This window comes from Leucobacter sp. 7(1) (assembly GCF_900163635.1).
Classification (GTDB): Bacteria; Actinomycetota; Actinomycetes; order Actinomycetales; family Microbacteriaceae; genus Leucobacter.
In genome coordinates, this window is sequence record NZ_FUID01000050.1 from 22108 (window position 1) to 42770 (window position 20663).

At 64.8% G+C, this 20663-nt stretch carries 18 protein-coding genes and 1 tRNA gene; 7 read left to right on the top strand and 12 right to left on the bottom strand.

What is annotated here, in order from left to right; genetic code table 11:
- The first annotated feature begins 270 nt into the window (after positions 1-270).
- Complete coding sequence (locus FM113_RS09265; protein WP_087013943.1) at positions 271-828, top strand: purine-nucleoside phosphorylase; 558 nt, start codon at positions 271-273, stop codon at positions 826-828.
- A gap of 153 nt (positions 829-981) precedes the next feature.
- Here FM113_RS09265 and FM113_RS09270 read toward each other — a convergent pair whose 3' ends face one another.
- The 9 genes from FM113_RS09270 to FM113_RS09305 all read right to left on the bottom strand — a co-directional run bounded on the left by FM113_RS09270 (position 982) and on the right by FM113_RS09305 (position 8774).
- Positions 982-2802: an Ig domain-containing protein gene (locus FM113_RS09270; RefSeq protein WP_176387142.1), complete on the bottom strand. Its 1821-nt coding sequence runs from the start codon at positions 2800-2802 to the stop codon at positions 982-984.
- Between the two features lie 383 nt (positions 2803-3185).
- On the bottom strand, positions 3186-3752 hold the full coding sequence (locus FM113_RS09275) for a hypothetical protein (RefSeq protein WP_087013947.1): 567 nt from the start codon (positions 3750-3752) through the stop codon (positions 3186-3188).
- A 240-nt stretch (positions 3753-3992) separates the two neighbouring features.
- Positions 3993-4433, bottom strand: a complete 441-nt coding sequence (locus FM113_RS09280) for a hypothetical protein (protein ID WP_087013950.1) — start codon at positions 4431-4433, stop codon at positions 3993-3995.
- A 208-nt stretch (positions 4434-4641) separates the two neighbouring features.
- Positions 4642-5205, bottom strand: coding sequence for an HK97 family phage prohead protease (locus FM113_RS09285; protein WP_087013953.1), 564 nt, complete (start codon positions 5203-5205; stop codon positions 4642-4644).
- A gap of 2 nt (positions 5206-5207) precedes the next feature.
- On the bottom strand, positions 5208-6419 hold the full coding sequence (locus tag FM113_RS09290; RefSeq protein WP_176387143.1) for a phage major capsid protein: 1212 nt from the start codon (positions 6417-6419) through the stop codon (positions 5208-5210).
- A 10-nt stretch (positions 6420-6429) separates the two neighbouring features.
- Positions 6430-6744, bottom strand: a complete 315-nt coding sequence (locus FM113_RS18135; protein WP_176387144.1) for a hypothetical protein — start codon at positions 6742-6744, stop codon at positions 6430-6432.
- Between the two features lie 335 nt (positions 6745-7079).
- Positions 7080-7337 carry a hypothetical protein gene (locus FM113_RS09295; protein ID WP_087013957.1) on the bottom strand — a complete coding sequence of 86 codons (258 nt, stop codon included), beginning with the start codon at positions 7335-7337 and terminating at the stop codon, positions 7080-7082.
- Positions 7338-7674: 337 nt separating this feature from the next.
- Positions 7675-8199 carry a hypothetical protein gene (locus FM113_RS09300; protein WP_140393328.1) on the bottom strand — a complete coding sequence of 175 codons (525 nt, stop codon included), beginning with the start codon at positions 8197-8199 and terminating at the stop codon, positions 7675-7677.
- A 188-nt stretch (positions 8200-8387) separates the two neighbouring features.
- Positions 8388-8774 carry a hypothetical protein gene (locus FM113_RS09305; RefSeq protein WP_087013961.1) on the bottom strand — a complete coding sequence of 129 codons (387 nt, stop codon included), beginning with the start codon at positions 8772-8774 and terminating at the stop codon, positions 8388-8390.
- A 373-nt stretch (positions 8775-9147) separates the two neighbouring features.
- Between FM113_RS09305 and FM113_RS09315 the strand changes: the two genes are divergently transcribed.
- Both FM113_RS09315 and FM113_RS09320 read left to right on the top strand, forming a co-directional pair.
- Complete coding sequence (locus FM113_RS09315; RefSeq protein ID WP_087013965.1) at positions 9148-9672, top strand: hypothetical protein; 525 nt, start codon at positions 9148-9150, stop codon at positions 9670-9672.
- Positions 9665-10792 carry a site-specific integrase gene (locus FM113_RS09320; RefSeq protein WP_087013967.1) on the top strand — a complete coding sequence of 376 codons (1128 nt, stop codon included), beginning with the start codon at positions 9665-9667 and terminating at the stop codon, positions 10790-10792. Before FM113_RS09315 ends, FM113_RS09320 begins: the two co-directional genes overlap by 8 nt.
- A gap of 50 nt (positions 10793-10842) precedes the next feature.
- Here the strand turns inward: FM113_RS09320 and FM113_RS09325 are convergent.
- Positions 10843-10933 (bottom strand) — tRNA-Ser (locus tag FM113_RS09325).
- A gap of 230 nt (positions 10934-11163) precedes the next feature.
- On the opposite strand from FM113_RS09325, the gene FM113_RS09330 reads away from it, so the two are divergent.
- Positions 11164-12513: an MFS transporter gene (locus FM113_RS09330; RefSeq protein WP_087013970.1), complete on the top strand. Its 1350-nt coding sequence runs from the start codon at positions 11164-11166 to the stop codon at positions 12511-12513.
- Positions 12514-12621: 108 nt separating this feature from the next.
- Here the strand turns inward: FM113_RS09330 and FM113_RS09335 are convergent, their stop codons facing one another.
- Positions 12622-13557, bottom strand: coding sequence for a LysR substrate-binding domain-containing protein (locus tag FM113_RS09335; RefSeq protein ID WP_087013972.1), 936 nt, complete (start codon positions 13555-13557; stop codon positions 12622-12624).
- Positions 13557-14081, bottom strand: a complete 525-nt coding sequence (locus FM113_RS09340) for an HtaA domain-containing protein (RefSeq protein WP_176387145.1) — start codon at positions 14079-14081, stop codon at positions 13557-13559. The genes FM113_RS09335 and FM113_RS09340 overlap by 1 nt, the downstream gene beginning before the upstream one ends.
- A 125-nt stretch (positions 14082-14206) precedes the next feature.
- Here FM113_RS09340 and FM113_RS09345 point away from each other — a divergent pair, with 125 nt between their 5' ends.
- From FM113_RS09345 to mqo, 3 genes are all read left to right on the top strand, one after another.
- Positions 14207-17287, top strand: coding sequence for a cytochrome P450 (locus FM113_RS09345; protein WP_087013976.1), 3081 nt, complete (start codon positions 14207-14209; stop codon positions 17285-17287).
- Positions 17288-17381: 94 nt separating this feature from the next.
- Positions 17382-18704, top strand: coding sequence for a DNA repair protein RadA (gene radA / locus FM113_RS09350; RefSeq protein WP_087013980.1), 1323 nt, complete (start codon positions 17382-17384; stop codon positions 18702-18704).
- A 30-nt stretch (positions 18705-18734) separates the two neighbouring features.
- Positions 18735-20264, top strand: a complete 1530-nt coding sequence (gene mqo / locus FM113_RS09355) for a malate dehydrogenase (quinone) (RefSeq protein WP_087013982.1) — start codon at positions 18735-18737, stop codon at positions 20262-20264.
- Positions 20265-20663: the final 399 nt, after the last annotated feature.

A 20663-nucleotide genomic window follows, 5' to 3' on the forward strand; every position in this document is an offset into this window, starting at 1 on the left:
CCTGGGTGCCGGGCCGGAGCTGGATGCGCGTGTGAGCGGATCCGCGTGCCGGCGGGGCGATGGTGCGGATCGAGTGGAAGCACTCGTCTGTACCGAGGAGCTGCGTGGAATGGACGACACGTGTGAGTGAACCCGCCAGCCTCCGGCGGAGAACACGCTCGTTTCGCGAACTCAATACATCATCTTAGAACAAGTCTTCGAAAAACGCTAGTGTTGATCCGGAAATGTTTGCTGGCGTGCCGTGTCGCGCCGTGCGCGAGGGAGAACACCATGTCCGAATTCACCACGCTTTTGGTGTTCGCACACCGTGATGAGGCGTCCGCGTTTGCCGACGTTCCGCACCTGATTACTGGGGTGGGCAAGGTGAACGCCGCGGTCTCCGTCGGTGCCGCGCTCGCCGCCGGCGGGGTCGATCGGGTGGTTGTGCTCGGCACCGCCGGCGTTGTGGGTGACGGCCCCGACCGTCCGAGCCTCGACGAGATCTACCAGATCACAGCAGCAGTCCAGCACGATTTCTCACTCCCCTCGCCTGAGTTGCGCCCCGCCGGCGAGGTGCTCCTGGCGGATCGCACGGCCACAATCGCCACGGGCGATGTGTTTGTGCAGGACGACGCCCAGCGCGCCCACATCGCCGAGCTGGGTGCCGAGCTCTGCGATATGGAGAGCTACGCGTTTGCGGCGGTGTGCGCCACGTTCGACGTTCCGCTGCAGCTGTTCAAAGTGCCCTCGGACTTCGCCGACAGCTCCACCACGGCCGAGGAATGGGACACCATTGTGTTCCGCAAGAGCGAGCAGCTGCGGGCTTTCTGGGACGCGCAGCTGGGCTAAGTCATGCTCGTTGGCTTCGGAGCCTGAGTCAACGAAAGCGTCGGAGATTTTCGATCCCGCACCCAGATGTGGGGGAAAATCTCCGACGCTTTCGTGAAGCTCCGTCGCTTTCGTGAATCTCCGCGGTACGCGTGAAACTGGGGTGGGCCCTGGTTACTGCTCCCGGGAGGACCGGCGGCGCAGCAGCGTGAGCCCGCCCGCGCCGAGGAGCGCGGCGCCCGCCGCCGACCACCAGGCGAGGTCAGCCCCACCGGTCTGCGCGAGCGTGCCACCCGTGCCGGGCTTCACGGGCGGCTTCGGGTCAACCGGCGGCTTGGGATCGACGGGCGGCTTGGGGTCGACCGGCGGCTTGGGGTCGACTGGTGGCTTCGGGACCGGTGCGACGTCGACGGCGGTGGCGGCCGCGGTCGCCGTGATTCGGCAGTCCGCGGTGCCCGTAATCTGCACGGTGACCTGGGTCTCCGCATCGGCCTTCGTGAGCGTGTACTGGGCTTTGGTCGCTCCAGCGATCGGCTCGCCATCGCGCAACCACTGGACACCGAACTCCGCGGCGGGATCCCAACTGGGCAGCCCGGCAGTCAGTGTCTTCCCAGGGGTTGCGTCACCGGAGAGCGTGGGCGCGGGGGTCTGCGTGAACGCGACCGGAACGGTTTCGGCAGCGAAGGTCAGTTCCGCGGTGTCGGGTGCCGAGCCGTCGCCCCGGGTGACACCGTTCTGTGCCTGGAGTGTCACCGTGCCCTCGGCAGTCGGCGTACCCGTAATCGCGCCTGTCGTTTCGTCGAGCGTGAGTCCCGCGGGGAGCGTGCCGGCGGTGGTGCCGACCCAGCTCGGATCAGGGGTGCCCACGAGTTCCGGGGTCAGCGTGAGCGCGGACGGTGAGCACGTGTTTGTGGTGATCGTGCTGCTCGGGTACGTGATCTCCGAGGACTTCAGGGTCGTGAGCGTGACCGGCAGGAGTCCCCAGGGCGGCGTGAATCCGGAGATGTAGAGACGTCCGTCCGTGCCCCAGCGCGACTGGTACATGTTGAAGTAGTCAACGTCGGCAAAGTCGATGTCGAAGTTGTCGAGGAACTCGGTCGCGGTGCCTGTCGCAACGTCGAGCTCATAGATCGCCCAGTTCCCGGAGTAGTACACCTTGCCTTCGGAATACCGAGTCATGTCGAGCCCGTGAATTGTATTCGAACCCGTCGAGACCTCGGTGATGGCCGGGGAAGCGGGGTCCGCGATGAAGCCGAGCTTGTACATGTCCAGGCTGAAGCCGATTGCCCCGGTGACCGGGTCGATCTGCAGCCAGGGAGTCTGCTCCGGGTTCATTGACTGCGGAATGCCGGTGATGACCTGAGTGACGGCACCGCTGGTCAAGTCCACGGACCAGATGCCGTTGAGCTGCGTCGGGGCGGACCAGTCGGAGCGGACATACGCGTGGGTACCGTCTTTGGTCACCGCCATGCTCGTGGCCTGGCCCGAGGTGATCCCAGGAATCTGGACGCTCACGCTCCCAATGAACGTGCCGTCCGGCGCCCAGGTGGCGATCGTTGCCGGGGCGGGGAGCCAGGAGCGCGCGTGCAGCGAGTGCACGTTGCCCGCGGTGTCGGTGGAAATCGAAACGACGCGACCGGTGATTCCCGCGGTTGCGTTGGTGTCCCACGAGGTCGGCGTGGAGCCGTCCTCGAAGTACCGGTAAATGTATGTGTCCTTGGCGTTGGATCCGGTCCAGCGGGCTGAGTACATGGAGCCGTCGATCCCCAGTTCGAGCTGGCCCTGAGGGCCCGAATCAGCCGGGACCATGACCGGGTCACCGACAGCGAGACGCTGGCCGTCGATTCCGATGTTGGCTGGCGGCGTGCCGGGAGCCGCGGGGGCGGCGAGTGCCGGGGCAGCCGCGAGCCCGGTGAAGGCCACGCAGGCGGCGATGCCAACTACGGCCGTTCGAGTCCCGCGTCCGCGGTCGGTCAATCGTGAAGTGCGCGTCATTGCTGATCCCCATCCCCGCAACGCGCACGGCGCTGCGGACCCCATCCCAAGTCCTACCTGTGACAGTAATCCCAAAGGGAACCGTAGGGCAACTGTAGAGTCCAGCGCAGCCGTGTGTCGCTCGGCTCAGCGAAACGATGCGGAACACAGCGGTCGTACCCGTGCGACACGCAAACAAAAACCCCCGCGATCTGCTGATTTCTCAACGATCTGCGGGGGTTTTCAGTGGCGGTGACGGTGGGATTTGAACTCGCCCGGAAACGAATTGTGCTGGTCGTCAAATGCTAGAACGCCATCATTTCAACGATTCTCAGTCACTGAAACCATTCCAATGCACCAGCGTTTTCAGCAAATGTTGCCATCGTGTTGTCACCGCGCACCCGCTAATCCCAGAGTGATTCAACGGATTCTTTGTCAAAAGCCGCGTTCGCTTCTTTGAGTTCCGCTTTCGCGTTGCCGAGGCTGTTTAGGGCAACAGCCAAGCTTTCGAAGCTTGCTTGGCGGTAGAGCGCTTGTGGAACGATTGCTCCCGCTAATTCGGCTCCGGATTCGGCCAAAAGCCCTCGCTTATGCAATACAGAAATCAGATCGTTCATGCGCCCATAGAATGTCTTGAAAATGGCACTATGAATATCTGAAGTTCTAACGAGATGGTATTTGTTCGTTGGTTCTGGCCATGAGATTTTGTCGGACGCGGTCGCAAATCGTTCAGCGAGCGCAAGGGCCTCGCGTCCGAGTTCATTTCGCATTTCCGAAACACCTTCCTTGCCGAGCGCGCGGATTGCTTCTGGATTCTTGAGCGCGTATCCCTTCGCAAGTTCGTCCACGCGGGCTGGTATGCCATCTGCGATAGTCCGCAATGTTTCGATCTTCAAGCGATCGGCTTCTCCTTGAGCGTTTGCTACTTCCTGCTCGGCTTGTTGTACTGCGAGTTCTGCTTCTGTGGCCATACCTTGAATACCTCCATTGAGGCTCCTCGCCGGTTGCTTGGAGCACTTCAAGCATGGGGGATGCTCCGGACAATCTGTTAGAAACTGGTCATTGAGTATCTGGATGGCTGTTGCCGAGCAACACCCACCTGCTCTGCAAGTGCTCTATCGTTTGCTAGTGAGCCGTGCCCTAAGCCTGCCTGAGGGCATAACTCAGAGTTAGACCCTTCGCCTTGAACGGTGTGCGTCTGACGGATACCGTCACCGCCGGCGCGGTTTCGGTCGTTTCGATGCGATCGGGGTGACGTTCGGCGCCGCGGCCACCGCCGCCGACTCCGCTCCCTGCTCGACGCGGCGTGCACGGAGTTCGAGCTGCATCCTCACCTTCGGCGTGCCGCCGACCTCTGCGAGCAGACGCGACAGAAGCGAGTGCGCACGCAGCGCGAGCGACGTGTCTCCGGTCGCGGTCGCCTGGTCAGCCATGTCAGCGAGCGCGCGCACCTGCGCCACGGCCGCCGCATCCGACGCCGCGATCCATCTCATGCCCGCGATCGAGCCCTCGACGCTCTGACGCATCACCCCGACAGGTGCGTCAGACGCTGCACGCGCCCGCTCAGCGGCCTGAGCTCGCTTCCGGGCCCGATACTCGCGGGAATACCTCGCGTTCCGCTCCTGGCGCGTCTCCTGAGTCCTGGTGGTCATCTGACGGCCTTTCTGTGCGTGTGCTGGCCCGGTGGGGGAAATCACTGCCGGCACAGTCTTTCGTGCCGTGTCTTTGGTGGGATTGGACCGCCCCTACCCCCGTCGGGAGAGTGTGGTGAGGCGGCGAAGCCTGTGGGTAGGGCTTCGCCGCCTCGAGGCTGCAAGCTCTATCTTGCTCCGTGGCAGAGTGTGCAGCTGGGTGGACCGCTTACATACGTAGTTGCGCGATGTGGATGAGTGCGCGAGCTCGAGAGCCTGGGACGAGGCGTGTAGCGTTCTTGATCGCGACTACTGAGGTGTCTCGGTTCGCACCAACGGGGACGAAGCTGAACTCGAACACGTCAAGGTCTCGCAGCTCGTTCGCTCGGCGTCCGCCGCCGAGGTCTACCTTGCCTTCGCTGCGTGCCTCGAACGCGAAGGACAACTCTCGCAGGAGTCCACTCTTTACGAGGTTGTACACCTGTGGCCCCTTGGGAGAGGTGAGGTCGAATACGCCTCGTACCCACCAGCCGTGGTCGTCTTCGCCTTCCTCGAGGGCGCGTGCGACATAGAAGTCCGGGTCGTCCATGCGGTGCCCGAACAAGCCGGGGAGCTGGATACCGTGCTTTCTGCGATGCTCGATGCCCTTCGCGAACGCTCCCTTCGCGATGACGTCACCGTAACTATCAGGCTCCCGGGTGAACGTGGACGGGTACACCAGGAACTCGCCTTCGGACAAGCCGGCCGCAGGGCCCGCTTTCACTCGGGAGGCCAGCGCCTTCTTAGTTCGCATGGCTACTCGCCGCCGGTGATCGTTGCTTTGACGATTCCTGCGGGCTGGAACACGGAGAGTCCGAACCGACCCTCGACGCGGGCGCGTACCTGGTTCTTATCGAACCCGCTGGACTGGTCCCATTTCGTTTCGATCGAGCCGTCTGTGTCCACGCCGGCCGCGGAACGATCCAGAGCCAGGGCGGTGCCAGCGGCGATACGCGTTGACGTGACAACCTGCGTGCCCCACAATTTCTGTGTTGCGCGGTCGATCGGGCCTCCGAGATCGAACGAACCTGAGGTGACGCGCTGGGTCTCGATCGCGGCCCAGTCAGATGAGTTCACGATGAACAGGTCTGCGACCTGTCCCACGTTTTCCAGCTTGAGCGCGGCGAGCCGCAGCGTTGTGACAGGGTCCGCGGCGAAGGGCTGCATCTGTACGCCAGATGTGTTCAGGATGCCACGCAGATGGCCGGAGGTTCCAGCCCCATTGAGGATCTCGTCCTCGACGGCCTCGCGCAGCATGTAGAACAGCTGCGTTGTAAGAAACGATGCGAGAACGTCCGCATCCTTGAGGAGGTACTCGTCAACGTACTCCGAGATGTGAGCGAAGACCTGCAGCCGGCCCTCGATCGGTTCGACCGTGACAAGCGAGGTCGGCTTCTTGTCGCCAGCTGCGACAATTGCTGCGTTGTTCTCTCGAACCGTCTGGCGCAGATACCGGTAGACCGGGTGCGGTCGGGTCACACTCGAAAGCGCTTCGAGAACGCTCGTGGGCACAACACCCTTCGCGATCGGGTCCGGCGACATTGGCACGCTCGAAGTCGTGGTGCCAGTGGCTACAAGCGACTTTCCTCCGCGAGCGGCGAGGCTACGGGCGAGCATGTCAGCGCTCTTACGCCCGCTGGGGCCGGTGAATGTCACGTGACTCTTTGCTCGGCTCCCCCAGGCCCCGGGCAGAAACCCTCGTGCGAGGCCCTCGGAGGTGGGCTCGATCTCGTCGTCGGACTTCGCGCCGAGCTCTGCGAGCGCGTTTCTGATTGCGTCACCCTCCGCCTGCGCCTTGATCCGCTCCTTGAGGCGCTCAGCCTCTTGTGCGAGTTCCTCGACCCGGGCGGACTCCGCCGTTGTCAGATCGCGGCGCTTCTCGCCGCCGCTGGAATCCGGCTCGCTCGCACGGTCAATGATGGCCTGCATTTCAGCGAGGACGTCTTCAAGTTTTGCTTTTTCGTTCATTGTGTCTTTCCTACTCTTGGTTGAGCAGTCCGAGCCGAACGGCCGCCGCGGTATGTTCAGCGTCGAGCAAGCCGAGCTCGTGGGCGTGCTGCACGACTGTGACTTCATGCTGCGCCATCAGAGAGGCATACCTCGCCCGAAGCCTTCGCTCGTCGCGGTTGAGGTGATCCCACCCCTTGCGGGCGATGAGTTCCTCGAAGCCCTTTTCCGCAGCGAGATACTCCGCATTCTGAACGGGCCACGTCTGTGCCGCGTGTAGTTCGTGGGCGGCGCGCATAGCTACTGCTTGCCGGTCGTAAACATCACGAGAAACATCCTCAAGCATGCGACACCTCCGGGTTACGGACTGCAGCGATCCGGGATGCTGTGGAGATACTCGACACGGCGGGATCGCAATTGACAGTGGCCGGATAACCAGGCCGGGGGTGCCGGGGGATGACCGCCCGGACACCATCAGAGTACACGAACAACATCATTCCCAACTCTCTTTCCAGTTCTTGTTATCCCAATCGGCGGACGCATCTGGTGTCGTCCATACCTGTTCGGTCACGTTCCCTCTCCGGTCCCGGCGAGTCGTGACGAGAATCTTCCCTTCGCCGGGCTCGCCCCTGACAAACGTGTCATCCACACCTTCGGGACGCATCGCCCACCAAGGCCGCCTCACTGTTCTTCCCCGGCGGTGCCACCAAGGTGAGTGTCGATCTGAGTGGCGAGGATCGCGAAGTTCATCTGGTCACGCCACTCGGGCCCACGCGCAAGCTCTGCGAGCGCAGCACAGGCTGCTGCAAGCTCGACGATCACGGCTATCGCGTTCTCGTGTCCCATCGCAATTTCTTTGAGCAGCGAGTGGATCTTCCCGGGGTCCTGGTCTGCGACTGCGAGGATTAGCTCCCCGCTAACTGAACGTGATGTGCTCATAGATTCCGCTCTCTTCACTAGTTCATTAACGCTGGAACGGGACTCGGCTCAGCAGAGCGGGCTGGCACCTCGCACGACGGGCAAGTCGTCCGCCCCTCCGCCTCGACGGTCGGGTGAAGCGGAAACTCACACGCCTCACACACCGCCCACGAATCGGGATCCGCACCATACTGATCCCGACGCCACTCAGACAGGCAGGAATAGCAGACACCGCGCGCATCCGTCCGCCCACGATGCGTGCTGCACCAGGACGACGGCCGACCATTGTTCAGATCGACCAGCTTCCGATAGGGACGCCCCGGCTCAGAAACAGACGGCCACTCCAAGACCTCGCCCATCACGCCACCCGCCTCTGTCGACGCTGACCCGTGATCGGATCTACAAAGTCTTCGAAGACCGGCAGCCTCGGTTCATCAGGACGATCAAACTCACTGTTTTGATACTCACTGCTATAAACAGCCTGTCCTCGTCCTGTCCTGTCCTCGTCCTGTCCTACGTTCCCCGCTTCGTTATCGGCCTCGTTACCGGTAACGTCACCGGTAGGCAGCGAGACTTGGTCTTTCTTCTTTCGGTCCCGATATGCCTGCTGCGTCCGTTTCCGTCGATCGCGCTGCTCCCTAACGCGGATGGCGGTTTCCTGACCAAGCCCTCCGCTTCGGGTGTCCACGTTCCACCCCTGCAGCTGGTATCCGTCCTGCACTCGTACCCAGAGATTCATTGCCTCGAGTTCGTCGTGAGCGGGCTGGCAGGGGCCTTCTGGGTGGAGCAGCAGCAAGTAGCGCATGGGCACTTTGCCATCGGTGCCGCGCTCATTGGACCAGGTGATCGCCTTCGTGAAGACGCACCAGGCATCGACGCTCATTTCATCGAATCGAGGGTCCCCGATCCAATGTCCCGCTATGCGCCCGTCCGTCATCGTTGTTCACCCCTCGGTGGTGCGCATCGAAGAAGCGCCACATGATCGCTTTGCGGAGCCCGCACCCCTGGGGCGTGAGGCGGCCCAGAGCTGCGCTGCGCCATCCTGTGCGTGCGTTTGCGCGGTGACCAGGCTCACAACCCACCCCCAATCCCGTCGGTCTCTGGTGCCGTTGCAAGACTGGTGCGGCGACGCAGCTGGCGCGGCCGCTCATCCTGGAACAGTGCAACGGTCTGCAGAGCGGCGGCGAGCGCTCGAGCTTCGTGCGGGTGCATCACGCGCACGTCGCCCTCGTCGCCGAAGTCAAGCTCGACGATCTGGGATCCATCAGAAAGCGTCCACGGCCGCACTGTGGCTTTCTGGTGCGATCCGAGGTGCAGTGTGAACGCGCTGGCGGTCCGTGATTCGACGGGTGCTGCGGCCGGTGCGAGAATGGGTGTGGTTCGTGGACTATCAAGGTTTTCAGCGGACTTCTGGCCCTCAGCGTGTTCCCGCACGTTGGGGGCTTTCTGTGCGCTCACTGGGCGACCTCCGCTGTCGTAGTGCGCTCCGACGCTTCGAGCCACTCGATGATGTCCGTGGCCCTATAGACCACTTTGCGGGGAGTCGGTTTTAGAAAACGAGGCCCATTCCCGCGTTCTGCCGCGCCGGTGAACCTGAGCTGAGCGAGTGAGCTGACTGTTAGAAATGGCCAGCGCTCACTCACCTCTAGTGGAGTGAGGTAGTCAGCTTGACCTCTTGGCTGAACTTGGTCTGATCTGTTATCCATTTGGCGATCCTTTCTCATTTTGACCACGCAATGTCGCGCCTTGGTCAGAGTTAACGTAGCACATTTGAGCTCGCTCGGACAAGACCAGGTCACGACACGCTTGGTTTATCTGGCAGAATGGGCACATGGTGACCTTTGTTTACGTGGGCAGTGAGACTATTCCGCTATCTCAACGGGGTGGCCTTGAGGTTATTTCCAGTGCGGTCGTGACCGTTGATCACGGGCTAGAAGGTGGATCTTACGAGCTGACGATCGAATACGATTCGATACTGCGGCGTCTAGTTGCGACCAGAGTTGCTGTGGAGCGGGCGTCGGAAGGCACGGAGGTAACGTCGCGTCTGGTGCGTGAGGTTACGATCCAGGAAGTCGTAAATGAGGTCGCGCTCACGGAGCTCATTCGCTACAGGTCTTGGGATGACGACGGGCCATCGGGTCAGTGGACAGGTAAGCAACTCCTTGAAGCAATCCGGCCAGCTAGGGGGCGACCTCGCGTCGAGGTCTTGGAGGATGCTCGTCTGATCATGCAGGTGGCCCATCTGGCCAACTTGCCGCATCTGGTCACGATCGCGAAGTGTCTCGACGTGAGTCACAGTACGGCGAAGCGGCTAATTGGTGAGGGGTCTGAAGCTCGCGAGGCGCAGAATGGGTAGCGTTTACTCGTACGCCACAAAGGCAGGCGAGCGCCGCTACCGGATCCTCTATCGACGCCCCGACAATACGCAAACCAGCGAGCGCGGATTCACTCGCAAGCGCGACGCCGAGCAGCGCCTCGCGGAAGTTGAAGTGTCCAAGGGTCGCGGTGAGTACATCGACCCCGCAGACTCAAAAGCAACGATCGCGGCGCTCGGCACGGCATGGCTAGCTGACCACGAACATGTCATGAAACCTTCCGCGTACCGGCCACTCGAGTCCGCCTGGCGCGTTCATGTGGAGCCCAAATGGGGAGCCCGCAACGTGGGCGGCATTCGCCATAGCGAAGTGCAGACCTGGGTTTCGACGCTCTCCAAAGAGCGCAGCGCAACCACCGTGCTGCGCGTCTATGGAGTCCTCGCGGGCATCCTCGACCAGGCAGTGCAAGACCGCCGCCTCGCTCGCAACGTCGCCAGGGCGGTGAAGCTACCCCGCAAGGCGAAAGCTCTCGGCCGCGTCTACCTCACACACGAGCAGGTTGACCAGCTCGCCGCAGCATCTGCCCACCCGGCGCTCGTTCTCACACTCGCCTACACCGGCCTCCGATGGGGAGAAGCCACCGCGCTACGGGTCCGCAATGCCGACAGGGAACGTCGCCGGCTCTTTATTGAGGAGAACGCCGTGCTCGCTGGCGCAGTTCTCCACGTCGGTACACCGAAGACGCACGAGAAGCGCACGGTGCCTTATCCGGCGTTTCTCGATCTCGCGATCGGCGAGCTTAGTGATGGCAAGCGCGGCGACGCGCTCCTGTTTGGCGACGGTGCCGTGCACATGCGGCTCCCCAACTCCCTGAAGGGGTGGTTTAGCGGTGCCGTGAAGCGGTGCCAATCGGCGGACAGTGAGTTTCCCCGGGTCACGCCGCACGACCTCCGCCACACGGCTGCGTCGCTCGCGATCAGCTCCGGAGCCAATGTCAAGGCAGTGCAGAGAATGCTTGGACATGCCTCCGCGGCGATGACCCTCGACACCTATGCCGACCTCTTCGACGATGACCTAGACGGTGTTGCTGCCGCGCTCGATCAGGCCCGCCATTCTGCGATCGTTGCCAGAATGTTGCCACCGGCTCAATCTGTTGAATAAGAAAACCCCCGCGATCCCAGTCGTTGACTAGGTTCTGCGGGGGTTTTCGGTGGCGGTGACGGTGGGATTTGAACCCACGGTAGGGGGTTACCCTACACAACATTTCGAGTGTTGCACCTTCGGCCGCTCGGACACGTCACCGCGAAAAAGACTACGGGATTCGAGATCTGAGCGCGAATCGAGGTCGCTGCATCAGCGTGTTGGGCGTGTCGTGAGGGTGCCGCGGAGGTGAACACGCGGCAATGCAAACCACGATGGAGTCGATGATGAACTGCAAGGAAATCCGTTTGACGCGTAGAAGTGCCGCAGCTGATGATGTGTCAAGCCCCGCGCAATCGCGACGGGAACTGGGAGACGAAGGAGTCTTGGATATGTCTGTGACGACGGGAGTGCGCCCGCGCCGCGAGGGGCGACGCGTGGCAATCGCGACAATGGTCGGCACCACGATCGAGTGGTACGACTTCTTTATCTACGCCAATACGGCGGCGCTCGTGTTTGCGCAGCTGTTCTTTGAACCGCTCGGCGCACAGGCCGCGCTGCTTGTGTCCTTTGCGACAGTAGGGATTAGTTTCCTGTTCCGTCCACTCGGCGCGATCGTCGCCGGGCACCTGGGCGATCGCGTGGGCCGTAAGTCAATGCTTGTCGCGACGCTTGTGTTGATGGGTGCTGCGACGACGCTCATCGGCCTGCTCCCCACCTACGAACAAGCCGGCATTCTTGCGCCAATCCTGCTCGTGTTGCTTCGGATCCTGCAGGGCTTCTCTGCGGGCGGCGAGTGGGGCGGTGCCGCGCTGATGGCGGTGGAGCACGCGCCGGATGGGAAGCGCGGGCTCTACGGTTCCGCGCCGCAGCTCGGGGTCCCGATCGGGATGCTGCTCGCCTCGGGTGTGCTCGCGGTGACCACGGCGGCTTTCGGGGTCGAGGGCTTCCTTGAGGTCGGCTGGCGGATCCCGTTCCTCATTGGCGTGGTGCTGCTCGTTGTCGGCTTCATTATTCGACGCTCGGTGGAGGAAAGCCCCGTGTTCCTGGAGCTGCGCGAGACCAAGGCGCGTTCGAAGATGCCGGTGCTCGAACTGCTGAAGAAGCACTGGTGGCTGGTGCTGCTCGCGGCGCTGACCTTTGCGGGCAACAACGCGGCGGGCTACATGTCCACGGGTGGCTACGTGCTGTCCTACGCGACGACTGTGCACGAGATGGATCGCACGGCGGTGCTCTGGTGTGTGACGGCCGCGTCCGCGGTGTGGGCGGCGACGACGCTGCTCGGCGGCTGGCTGTCGGATCGCTGGAAGAGCCGGCGCAACGTCTACCTGGTGGGGTACGGTTTGCAGATCCTCTGGGCCTTCCCGCTGTTCCTCCTTGTGGACACCCAGATCGTCGTCATGGTGCTTGTGTCGCTGTGCGCCTGGATGGTCTCAACGGGCCTCACCTATGGCCCGCAGGCCGCCTACTTCGCGGAGATTTTCCCGTCGCACCTGCGCTACTCCGGGGTATCGCTCTCCTACGCGCTGGGCGCGATCCTGGGCGGTGCCTTTGCCCCGACAATCGCGACGTGGCTGCAGCAGAGCACAGGCTGGATCGGATCCGTGTCGATCTACCTGGCGGTGATGGCGGTGATCTCGATCGTGGCGCTGCTGATCATTAAGGATCGCTGGGGCCGACCGCTGATTGAGCGGGAGGAATCGGCATCGTCTGAGAGCGCTGAGGCAATCTCAGCGCGGTAGGACAGCACCGAGCCGACACCGCCATCGAGCGGACACTGTGCGGGATCGGCCGCTCCGAGATATCGGGACGGCCGATCCCGCACGGCTGTGTGAGTATCGAGGTTCGGATTACAGTTCCGTGGTGGGCCAGGCGATGCCCTGCGCAAACTCGATGAGCGCGCTCGTTCGTGCTGGCAGTGGGCGGTCCGGGGACCAGATCATGTCGATCGCCACGGGCCGCACCGCGGGCATGATGCGCTTTGTCACGAGCGGTTTCCCCTCGTTGCTGTGGGGGTTCGCGACCCGGGTGACGAGGATCCCGTAGCCCAGCCCGCGTGCCACGAGCGTGCGGACAACCTCATAGCTCGTGGTGCGGTGCCGGATCCGCGGCTGGAGCCCCTGGGCCGTGAACAGCGACAGCGTGTGCTCGCTTGACGGAGGCGCGTCAAGGAGAACCAGGTCGTCGTCGATGAGCTGTTCGAGGCGCACCTGGGGTGCTCCGGCCAGCGGGTGATCTGCGGCGAGGAGCGCGTGTGCGCTGAGCTCGTAGAGCCGCGCGCGATGGGTGTGAGTGGGCACGAGCATGTCGTACACAACCGCCACGTCGATCCGGCCCGATGCGAGGTCATCGACGAGTTGATCCTGGGTTGCCTCCCGGATCGAGAGCTCGATTTCGGGGTGAAGCTCTCCAAAATCCTGCAGCAGCGGAGGCAGGATCGTGGGCGCAAGAGTGGGGTAGCACCCCACGACGATTGGGCCTGAGAGTCGACCCGCGCCCCCGACCACCCGACCGAGTTCCTCTGCCTCCGCGAGGATCCGCCGTGCGTGGATGAGCAACTGTGCACCCGAGGGGGTGAGCGTGAGTCCGTGCGCGCGTCGCCGGATGCAGAGGCGCTCGCCCATCACGGACTCGAGCTCGGTGATCGCGTCAGACATCGCCGACGGCGAGATCCGGAGCGCTGCGGCGGCACCCGCGATTGTCCCGTCGTCCGCGGCGGCCGCGAGGTAGGCGAGCTGACGGAGCGTAAACGCGGGGAGCGGGCGTGGTTCGTGATCCGGTGCCACTATGCGCGCCTGTCCGCGGGGGCAACCACCGGGTTGTGGAGGAGGGTGCCGCGCGAATAAGGGCCCGCGAAGAACAGGTCCGCGCCGTCCGCGGCGAGCCGGGTACCGACGCAGTTTAGCGTGCCGTCAGGTCCCTCCTCGACGCGGTCGATCTCCGCGAAGACAAGCCGCTCGCCGGGTTCGAACGGGTCGTGGATCGTGAGTTGCCAGGGCGCTGCGGCCTCGGCGTCGCCGGTCCCATCTGGCGCTACGGCAGGGGCCACGAGCCAGGGATCGGCGATCTCGATGCGTAGCATGCCACCGTGCCCCTGGAGGGTCACCGTGCCGGCAAAACGCAGCGTGTGCGGTGCGTCCGTGGGAGCCTGCACCGCCGTGGGATCCGGCGCGAACCGAAAGCCTGTCGGAGTCTGAGCGGCGGGCGGCGCGAGGCGCACGGACCCGTCAGACATGCCGAGCACGTAGGCGATGAGGGAGTCCTTGATGCCCCACGAGAGGGGGCCGAGAGCGGCTTCGGTGCGGCACATGCGCCCATTCTCACATGAAATCGAATTGATTGAGCAAATAATTCCGCTTTTCCCTTTCAATGGGGACGCGCATACTCGATGGAAGGCGTGCGGACCCCCGCACTCGAGCATCACAAGGAAGTGACATGACTGGCACGAACGCTCCCGTCGCCGACTGGGTGACGATCCCCGAGCTGTACCGCGATCCGTTCCCCATCTACGAGCGCCTCCGCGCCGAGGGCGGCGTGCACTGGGTGCCCGCAGTCAGTCGCTACCTCGTCACCAGCTATGACGCGGTGCATCAGACCGAGCTCGATCAGGAGGTGTTCTCGGCAAACGAGGAGGGCTCCCTGCAGATCCGGGCGATGGGCCACTCCATGCTGCGCCGCGACGACCCGGAGCACTACATCGAGCGCAAAGCCTGGCAGCCGGCGCTGCGTCCCGGCGTCGTGAAGCGTGTCTGGACAGACGTATTTCGGAACAACGCGACCCGGTACCTCGATGAGTTCATTGCGAAGGGGCCGGGCGCTGACCTCGTCTGGGACTTCGCCGCGCCCTACGCCGCCGAGAACTTGCGCCAGCTTGTTGGACTCTACAACTCCTCGCAGGAAGACCTGCAGCGCTGGTCGCAGACAATGATTGATGCGACCGGCAATTACGCTGACGACCCGGAGGTCTGGCGGCTCGGCGAGCAATCGTACACAGAGGTCGACGAGGCCCTTGATGACATGCTCCAGTGGCATGCCGTGAACCCGGATCACTCGCTCATCTCGCAGTTGCTGCGCATCCCAGACTATGAGATGCCACTCGAACGCATCCGCGCCAACCTGAAGATGACAATTGGCGGTGGCCTGAACGAGCCGCGCGATGCGCTCGGCGTCACAGCATGGGCGTTGCTGCAGGATCCCGAGCAGCTGGCCGCGGTGCGCGCTGATCCCGCGCTCTGGCATGCAGCCTTTGACGAATCGATTCGCTGGATCGCGCCGATCGGCATGTACTCCCGGCAGACCACCCGCGAGGTGGAACTCGCCGGGGTCACCCTCCCTGCCGGAGCACGCCTGGGCATCTGCATCCTGTCCGCGAACCGAGACACCTCCGTCTGGGACGCCCCCGAGCGTTTCGATCTGCAGCGCGAGGTCAAACCGCACCTCGCCTTCGGGAAGGGCGTGCACGTATGCCTGGGCGCGTGGGTAGCGCGTGCAGAGGTTGCGGATGTGGCGCTGCCCGCACTGTTTGCCCGGCTCGACGGACTGCGGCTCAGCGCGTCTCGCCCCGCCGAAGTCGGCGGCTGGGTGTTCCGCGGGATGACGCACATGCCGGTGGAGTGGGACCGTGCGACGACGGCTGGCGCGGGATCCGGCGCTGCGGGATCCGGAGCTGCGGGATCCGGCACTGCGGGATCCGGCGCTGACGGATCGAGCGCCGCTGAAGCGATCGCGCAACCGCGTATCGCGATCGTGGGGTCCGGGCCCGCTGGCTGCTTCACCGCCCAGGCCGCACGTCGCGCGTTCCCCGGGGCCCCGGTCGACGTGTTCGATGAGCTTCCCACCCCGTACGGCCTCGTGCGCTACGGCGTCGCCGCGGACCACCCGGGCACGAAGGCTGTGGCCCGCCAGTTTGATCGACTGTTTGCGGAACCGGGGGTCGCGTTCCGAGGCAACCTGCGGCTGGGGCGTGACGTGACACTCGCGGGCCTGCGCGCGGAGTATGACGCGGTGGTGCTCGCGACCGGGATGCGTGAGGACGCGCAGCTCGGCATCCCCGGAGCAGAACTGGCGCGGGGTGCCGGATCGGTCACGCGCCACCTGAACGCTCACCCGGACGAGGCCGCGCCAGAGCCCCTGGGCGCCACCGTTGCGGTGATCGGCCACGGCAACGTGGCGCTCGATATCGCCAGGCTCCTGTCCCGGAACGCCGCGGGACTCGAAGGCTCGGACATCGATGACGCCGCGCACCGGCGATTCGCGGGAGAGGTCCGCACGGTGCATCTGATCGGGCGGAGCGATCCAGGTGCCGCCAAATTCGACCCCGTCATGGTGCGCGAACTTGCCACGCTGCCCGGGGTTGCGCACGTCATACACGGAGCGGGTCCTCTGCCGGACGATGGGCGCGACGCGCGCATCGATGCGGTGCGCTCGCTTGCGGATGCGTCGCTGCCCGGTGAGGGGCCGCGCGTGCGGATCGAGTGGTGGTTCGGTGCGGTGCCACAACGGATCGTGGCAGCGGGGGAGGCGAGCGCGGGCAATGGGGGTCCCGGTGCCGTCGAGGCGCTCGACATTTCAGTGGACGGTGCGACCGTGCGCTTGGGCGTAGACGATGTGATCTCGGCGATCGGATTCGCTCCGAACACGGACACACCGCTGGTTCCGAGCACACACGACGACGGCCGCGCGGAGGCCGGCCTGTATGTCGCCGGGTGGCTCCGGCGCGGACCGCGAGGCACGATCCCGGACCAACGCGCCGACGCCCGTGGGCTCGTGCAGCTGCTCGCAGAAGACCTGCGCTCCGGAGCCGTCGAGGTGCGCCGTGCTGGGCTCGCACCCATCCCCGGGGAAATCGGGTTCGACGGCTGGCGACGGATCGACGTGCGCGAACGCCTTGAGGCGGCACCGGGCCGCACCCGTGCCAAACTGTCCACCCGGGAGGCGATGTGTGCGACGGCCGCCGACCCCAACTTCGACCCACTTGCCGACGTTCCGGCGGAGCAAGCACCCACTGGTGCGGAGACTGTCGCGGGGGCGGGACTTCCCGTGACGATCCTGTTTGCCACCGAATCCGGCGGTGCTGAGCTCGTTGCCGAGGAACTCTCACAGGTGCTCCCCGACGCGGAAGTCCGCGACCTCGCAGATACGCACCCCGCGCAACTCGATCCCGGTCGTCTCACGCTCCTCATCTGTGCCACCTACGGTGACGGTGAAGTGCCGACGTCCGCGCGCCCGTTCCACGCCGCGCTCGCCGCAGGGGAGACCCGGCTCGACGACCTCCGATACGCGGTGTTTGGCATGGGCGACCGCAGTTATGAGCGCACATACTCGCGCGGCAGTGAGCTCGTGGACGAGGCGCTTGCGGCCTGCGGGGCGGTGCGCGTCGGGGAGTTCGGACGGTATGACGCGGCGGGGCCGATTCCCGCCACCGAGGTCGCAGAAGAATGGGCACAGGGAGTGCTCGCGGAGGCCGCCGAAATCGTCGCTGCCGCGGGAGCTGCCGCGGGAGCTGCCGGGGCCTGACACACGGCGGCGGGATCCGGGGTGCGAGGCACCCCGGATCCCGCTTGTGGATGGCCGCACCGGTTTGTCTGCGGTCATCGGTAGTCTCACTCACATGGCAAAAACGACGAGCGCGTACACCTGCACCGAGTGCGGCTGGCAGACCTCGAAATGGGTGGGCCGGTGCGGCGAGTGTCAGCAGTGGGGTACTGTGCTCGAGCGTGCCCGCGAGGGGGCTTCGCTCGCGCGCACCACGCGCGCGGTGCAGCCCGGCGCAGGGCGTGAGGCGAGGCCAATTACGGAGCTGTCCGGTGACACTGTCGCCCACCAGCCGACGGGCATCGGTGAACTTGACCGGGTGCTGGGCGGCGGCATCGTTCCGGGTGCCGCGATCCTGTTCTCCGGCGAACCCGGCGTGGGAAAATCCACGCTGCTCCTTGACACTGCCGCCCGCACCGCCGCCACGGGTGCGCGCATCCTGTACGCGAGCGGCGAGGAATCGACGGGCCAGATCCGGATGCGAGCGGAACGCACGGGGGCGATGCACGACACGCTGTATCTGGCGAGCGAAACCGATCTCGCCACTGTGCTCGGGCATATCGAATCGGTGGATCCGGCGCTCGTGATCATCGACTCGGTGCAGACAATGGCAAGCGACCAGATCGAGGGCAGCCCCGGTGGCCCGTCCCAGGTGCGCGAGGTCGCGGCTGCACTGATTCGGGTGGCAAAGGGGCGCGGCACGCCGGTGATTCTGGTGGGGCACGTCACGAAGGACGGCTCGGTTGCCGGACCGCGCTTGCTTGAACACCTTGTCGATGTCGTGTGCCATTTCGAGGGCGATCGACAGACCTCGCTGCGGTTTTTGCGTACCCTGAAGAACCGCTTCGGTCCCACCGATGAGGTCGGGTGTTTCGAGATGACGGGCGACGGCATTCAGGAGGTGCCGGATCCCAGCGGCCTGTTCCTGAGCCGGGCCGCGGCGCCGGTCAGCGGTACATGCGCCACCGTTGCGCTCGAGGGCCGCCGGGCGCTACCCGTCGAGGTGCAGGCGCTTGTTGCCAAGAGTGCGACCCCGAACCCCCGACGAGTGACGAGCGGGGTTGATCCGGCGCGAGTGGCGATGATTTTGGCGGTGCTGGAACGCCGCGTGGGGGTACGTCTCCACGATCAAGACGTGTACGTATCTACAGTGGGCGGGGTCAAGCTCGGGGAGCCGGCGGCGGATCTCGCGATCGCGCTGGCCGTGATTTCTGCAGCGTCGGACCGCCCGCTCCCGCACGATCTTGCGGCGTTTGGGGAGATTAGCCTCGCCGGGGAGGTGCGCCCCGTGACCGGCGGGCCGCAGCGCGCCCAGGAGGCACGCCGCTTGGGATACACCCGGATCATCGATGCCGCCGCGGAGACGCTGGACCGGGCCAGAAAGGGTGCCGGTCTCTAGTTCAGCGGAAGCGGAGTAGACTTGCACCTCGTGAGTAAGAACACGGTAGACGTCGTCCTCGTTGGTGGGGGCATCATGAGCGCCACGCTCGGTACCCTGATCAAACAGGTGCAGCCGGACTGGTCGATCGAGATCTTCGAATCTCAGTCGGAAGTGGCCACGGAGAGTACAAACGCGTGGAACAACGCGGGTACCGGTCACGCCGCACTGTGCGAGCTGAACTACATGCCTGAGGCGGCCGACGGGAGCCTGTCGCCCGAAAAGGCGATCGACATCAACGAGCAGTTCCAGCTGTCGCGCGAGTGGTGGTCTCACCTCGTGCAGCAGGGCATCCTCGGCACCCCGTCCTCGTTTATCAACGCGACCCCGCACATGACCTTTGTGCGCGGCGAAGAGAACGTTGACTACCTCCGCCGCCGCTACGAGATCCTCAAGCAGGAGCCGCTGTTCTCCGACATGGAGTTCAGCGACGATCCCGCGCAGATCGCCGAGTGGGCACCGGTCCTCGTCGATCGCCGCGGCAAGGACGAGGTGTTCGCCGCGACCCGTTCCGAGAGCGGCACCGACGTCGACTTCGGCGCGGTCAGCCACCAGCTCTTTGATCACCTCGTGGCGAACGGTGCCAAGCTGCACCTCGGCCACCGCATCCGCAAGGTGAAGCGTGTCAAGGACGGCACCTGGAACGTGCACGTGCGCAACCGTGCGGGCCACGGCCCCAGCGTGGTGAACGCGAAGTTCGTGTTCGTCGGCGCGGGCGGCGGTGCCCTGCAGCTGCTCCAGTCCTCCAAGATTCCCGAGATCCGTGGCTTCGGCGGCTTCCCGATCAGCGGCAAATTCCTGAAGACGGACAACCCGGACATCGTGGCGCACCACCGCGCCAAGGTCTACGGCAAGGCCGCCGTGGGGGCGCCCCCGATGTCGGTGCCGCACCTCGACACCCGCATCGTTGATGGCAAGGAAAGCCTGCTGTTCGGCCCGTACGCCGGCTTCAGCCCGAACTTCCTGAAGAAGGGTTCGTGGTGGGACCTGCCCGGCTCGATCCGGCTCCACAACCTGGGCCCCATGGTCAAGGTTGGCTTGACCCAGTGGGGGCTTGAGAAGTACCTCCTCGGTGAACTCATGGCAAGCCGTGAGAAGCAGATGGACACGCTTCGCGAGTACATGCCCGCCGCGCGCACTGAAGACTGGGAAATGATCACCGCCGGTCAGCGCGTGCAGGTCATGAAAAAGGACCCCCAGAAGGGTGGGATCCTGCAGTTCGGCACCGAGGTCATCACCGGTGGCGAGGGCTCGATCGCGGGCCTGCTGGGCGCTTCGCCCGGCGCTTCGACCGCGGTGCACGCCATGCTCGGCGTGCTGCGCTCCTGCTTCCCCGAGCAGTACGCGAACGAGTGGGAGCAGGTCTTTAACGCCCAGATCCCCGCGCTCGTCTCGGGCGGCCTGAACACCGACGCGGATGCCGCTGCGGCGTCCCTCGCGGAGACCGGGCGCGTGCTCGGGCTTATCCCGGAGGCTGCGCCGGCAGCCGTCGCTGCGGAGCCCGCGCAGGCCGACGCCTAGTTCTTCCTCACACCGCCGCTGGGCGGGATCCCGTTCTCGGGGTCCCGCCCAGCGGCGTTTCTGCGCCCGGGGTCAGGGTGCGCGCCCGGGCCTGGGCCCGGGCCTGGGCCCGGGCCTGCCCGCCCGCCCGCGCCAGCTTGTACCTGTGCCAGCCTGTGCCCGTGCCCGTGCCCGTGCCCGTGCCGGTGCCAGCTTGTGCCAGCCTGTGCCAGCCCTTGCCCTTGCCCGTGCCAGCCCGCTTGCCCTGCCCAAGTGCGCGAATCTACGCCGAGGCACCACTTTCGCACCTGCGGCCACCCACGAACGTGCGAAATTGCGTACTCGGCGGGTGAGGCAGGGGTGCGGGGCAGGGCCCTGTCTCTTATTCACTTCTGACGCTGCCGACGATACTCCTTGTGT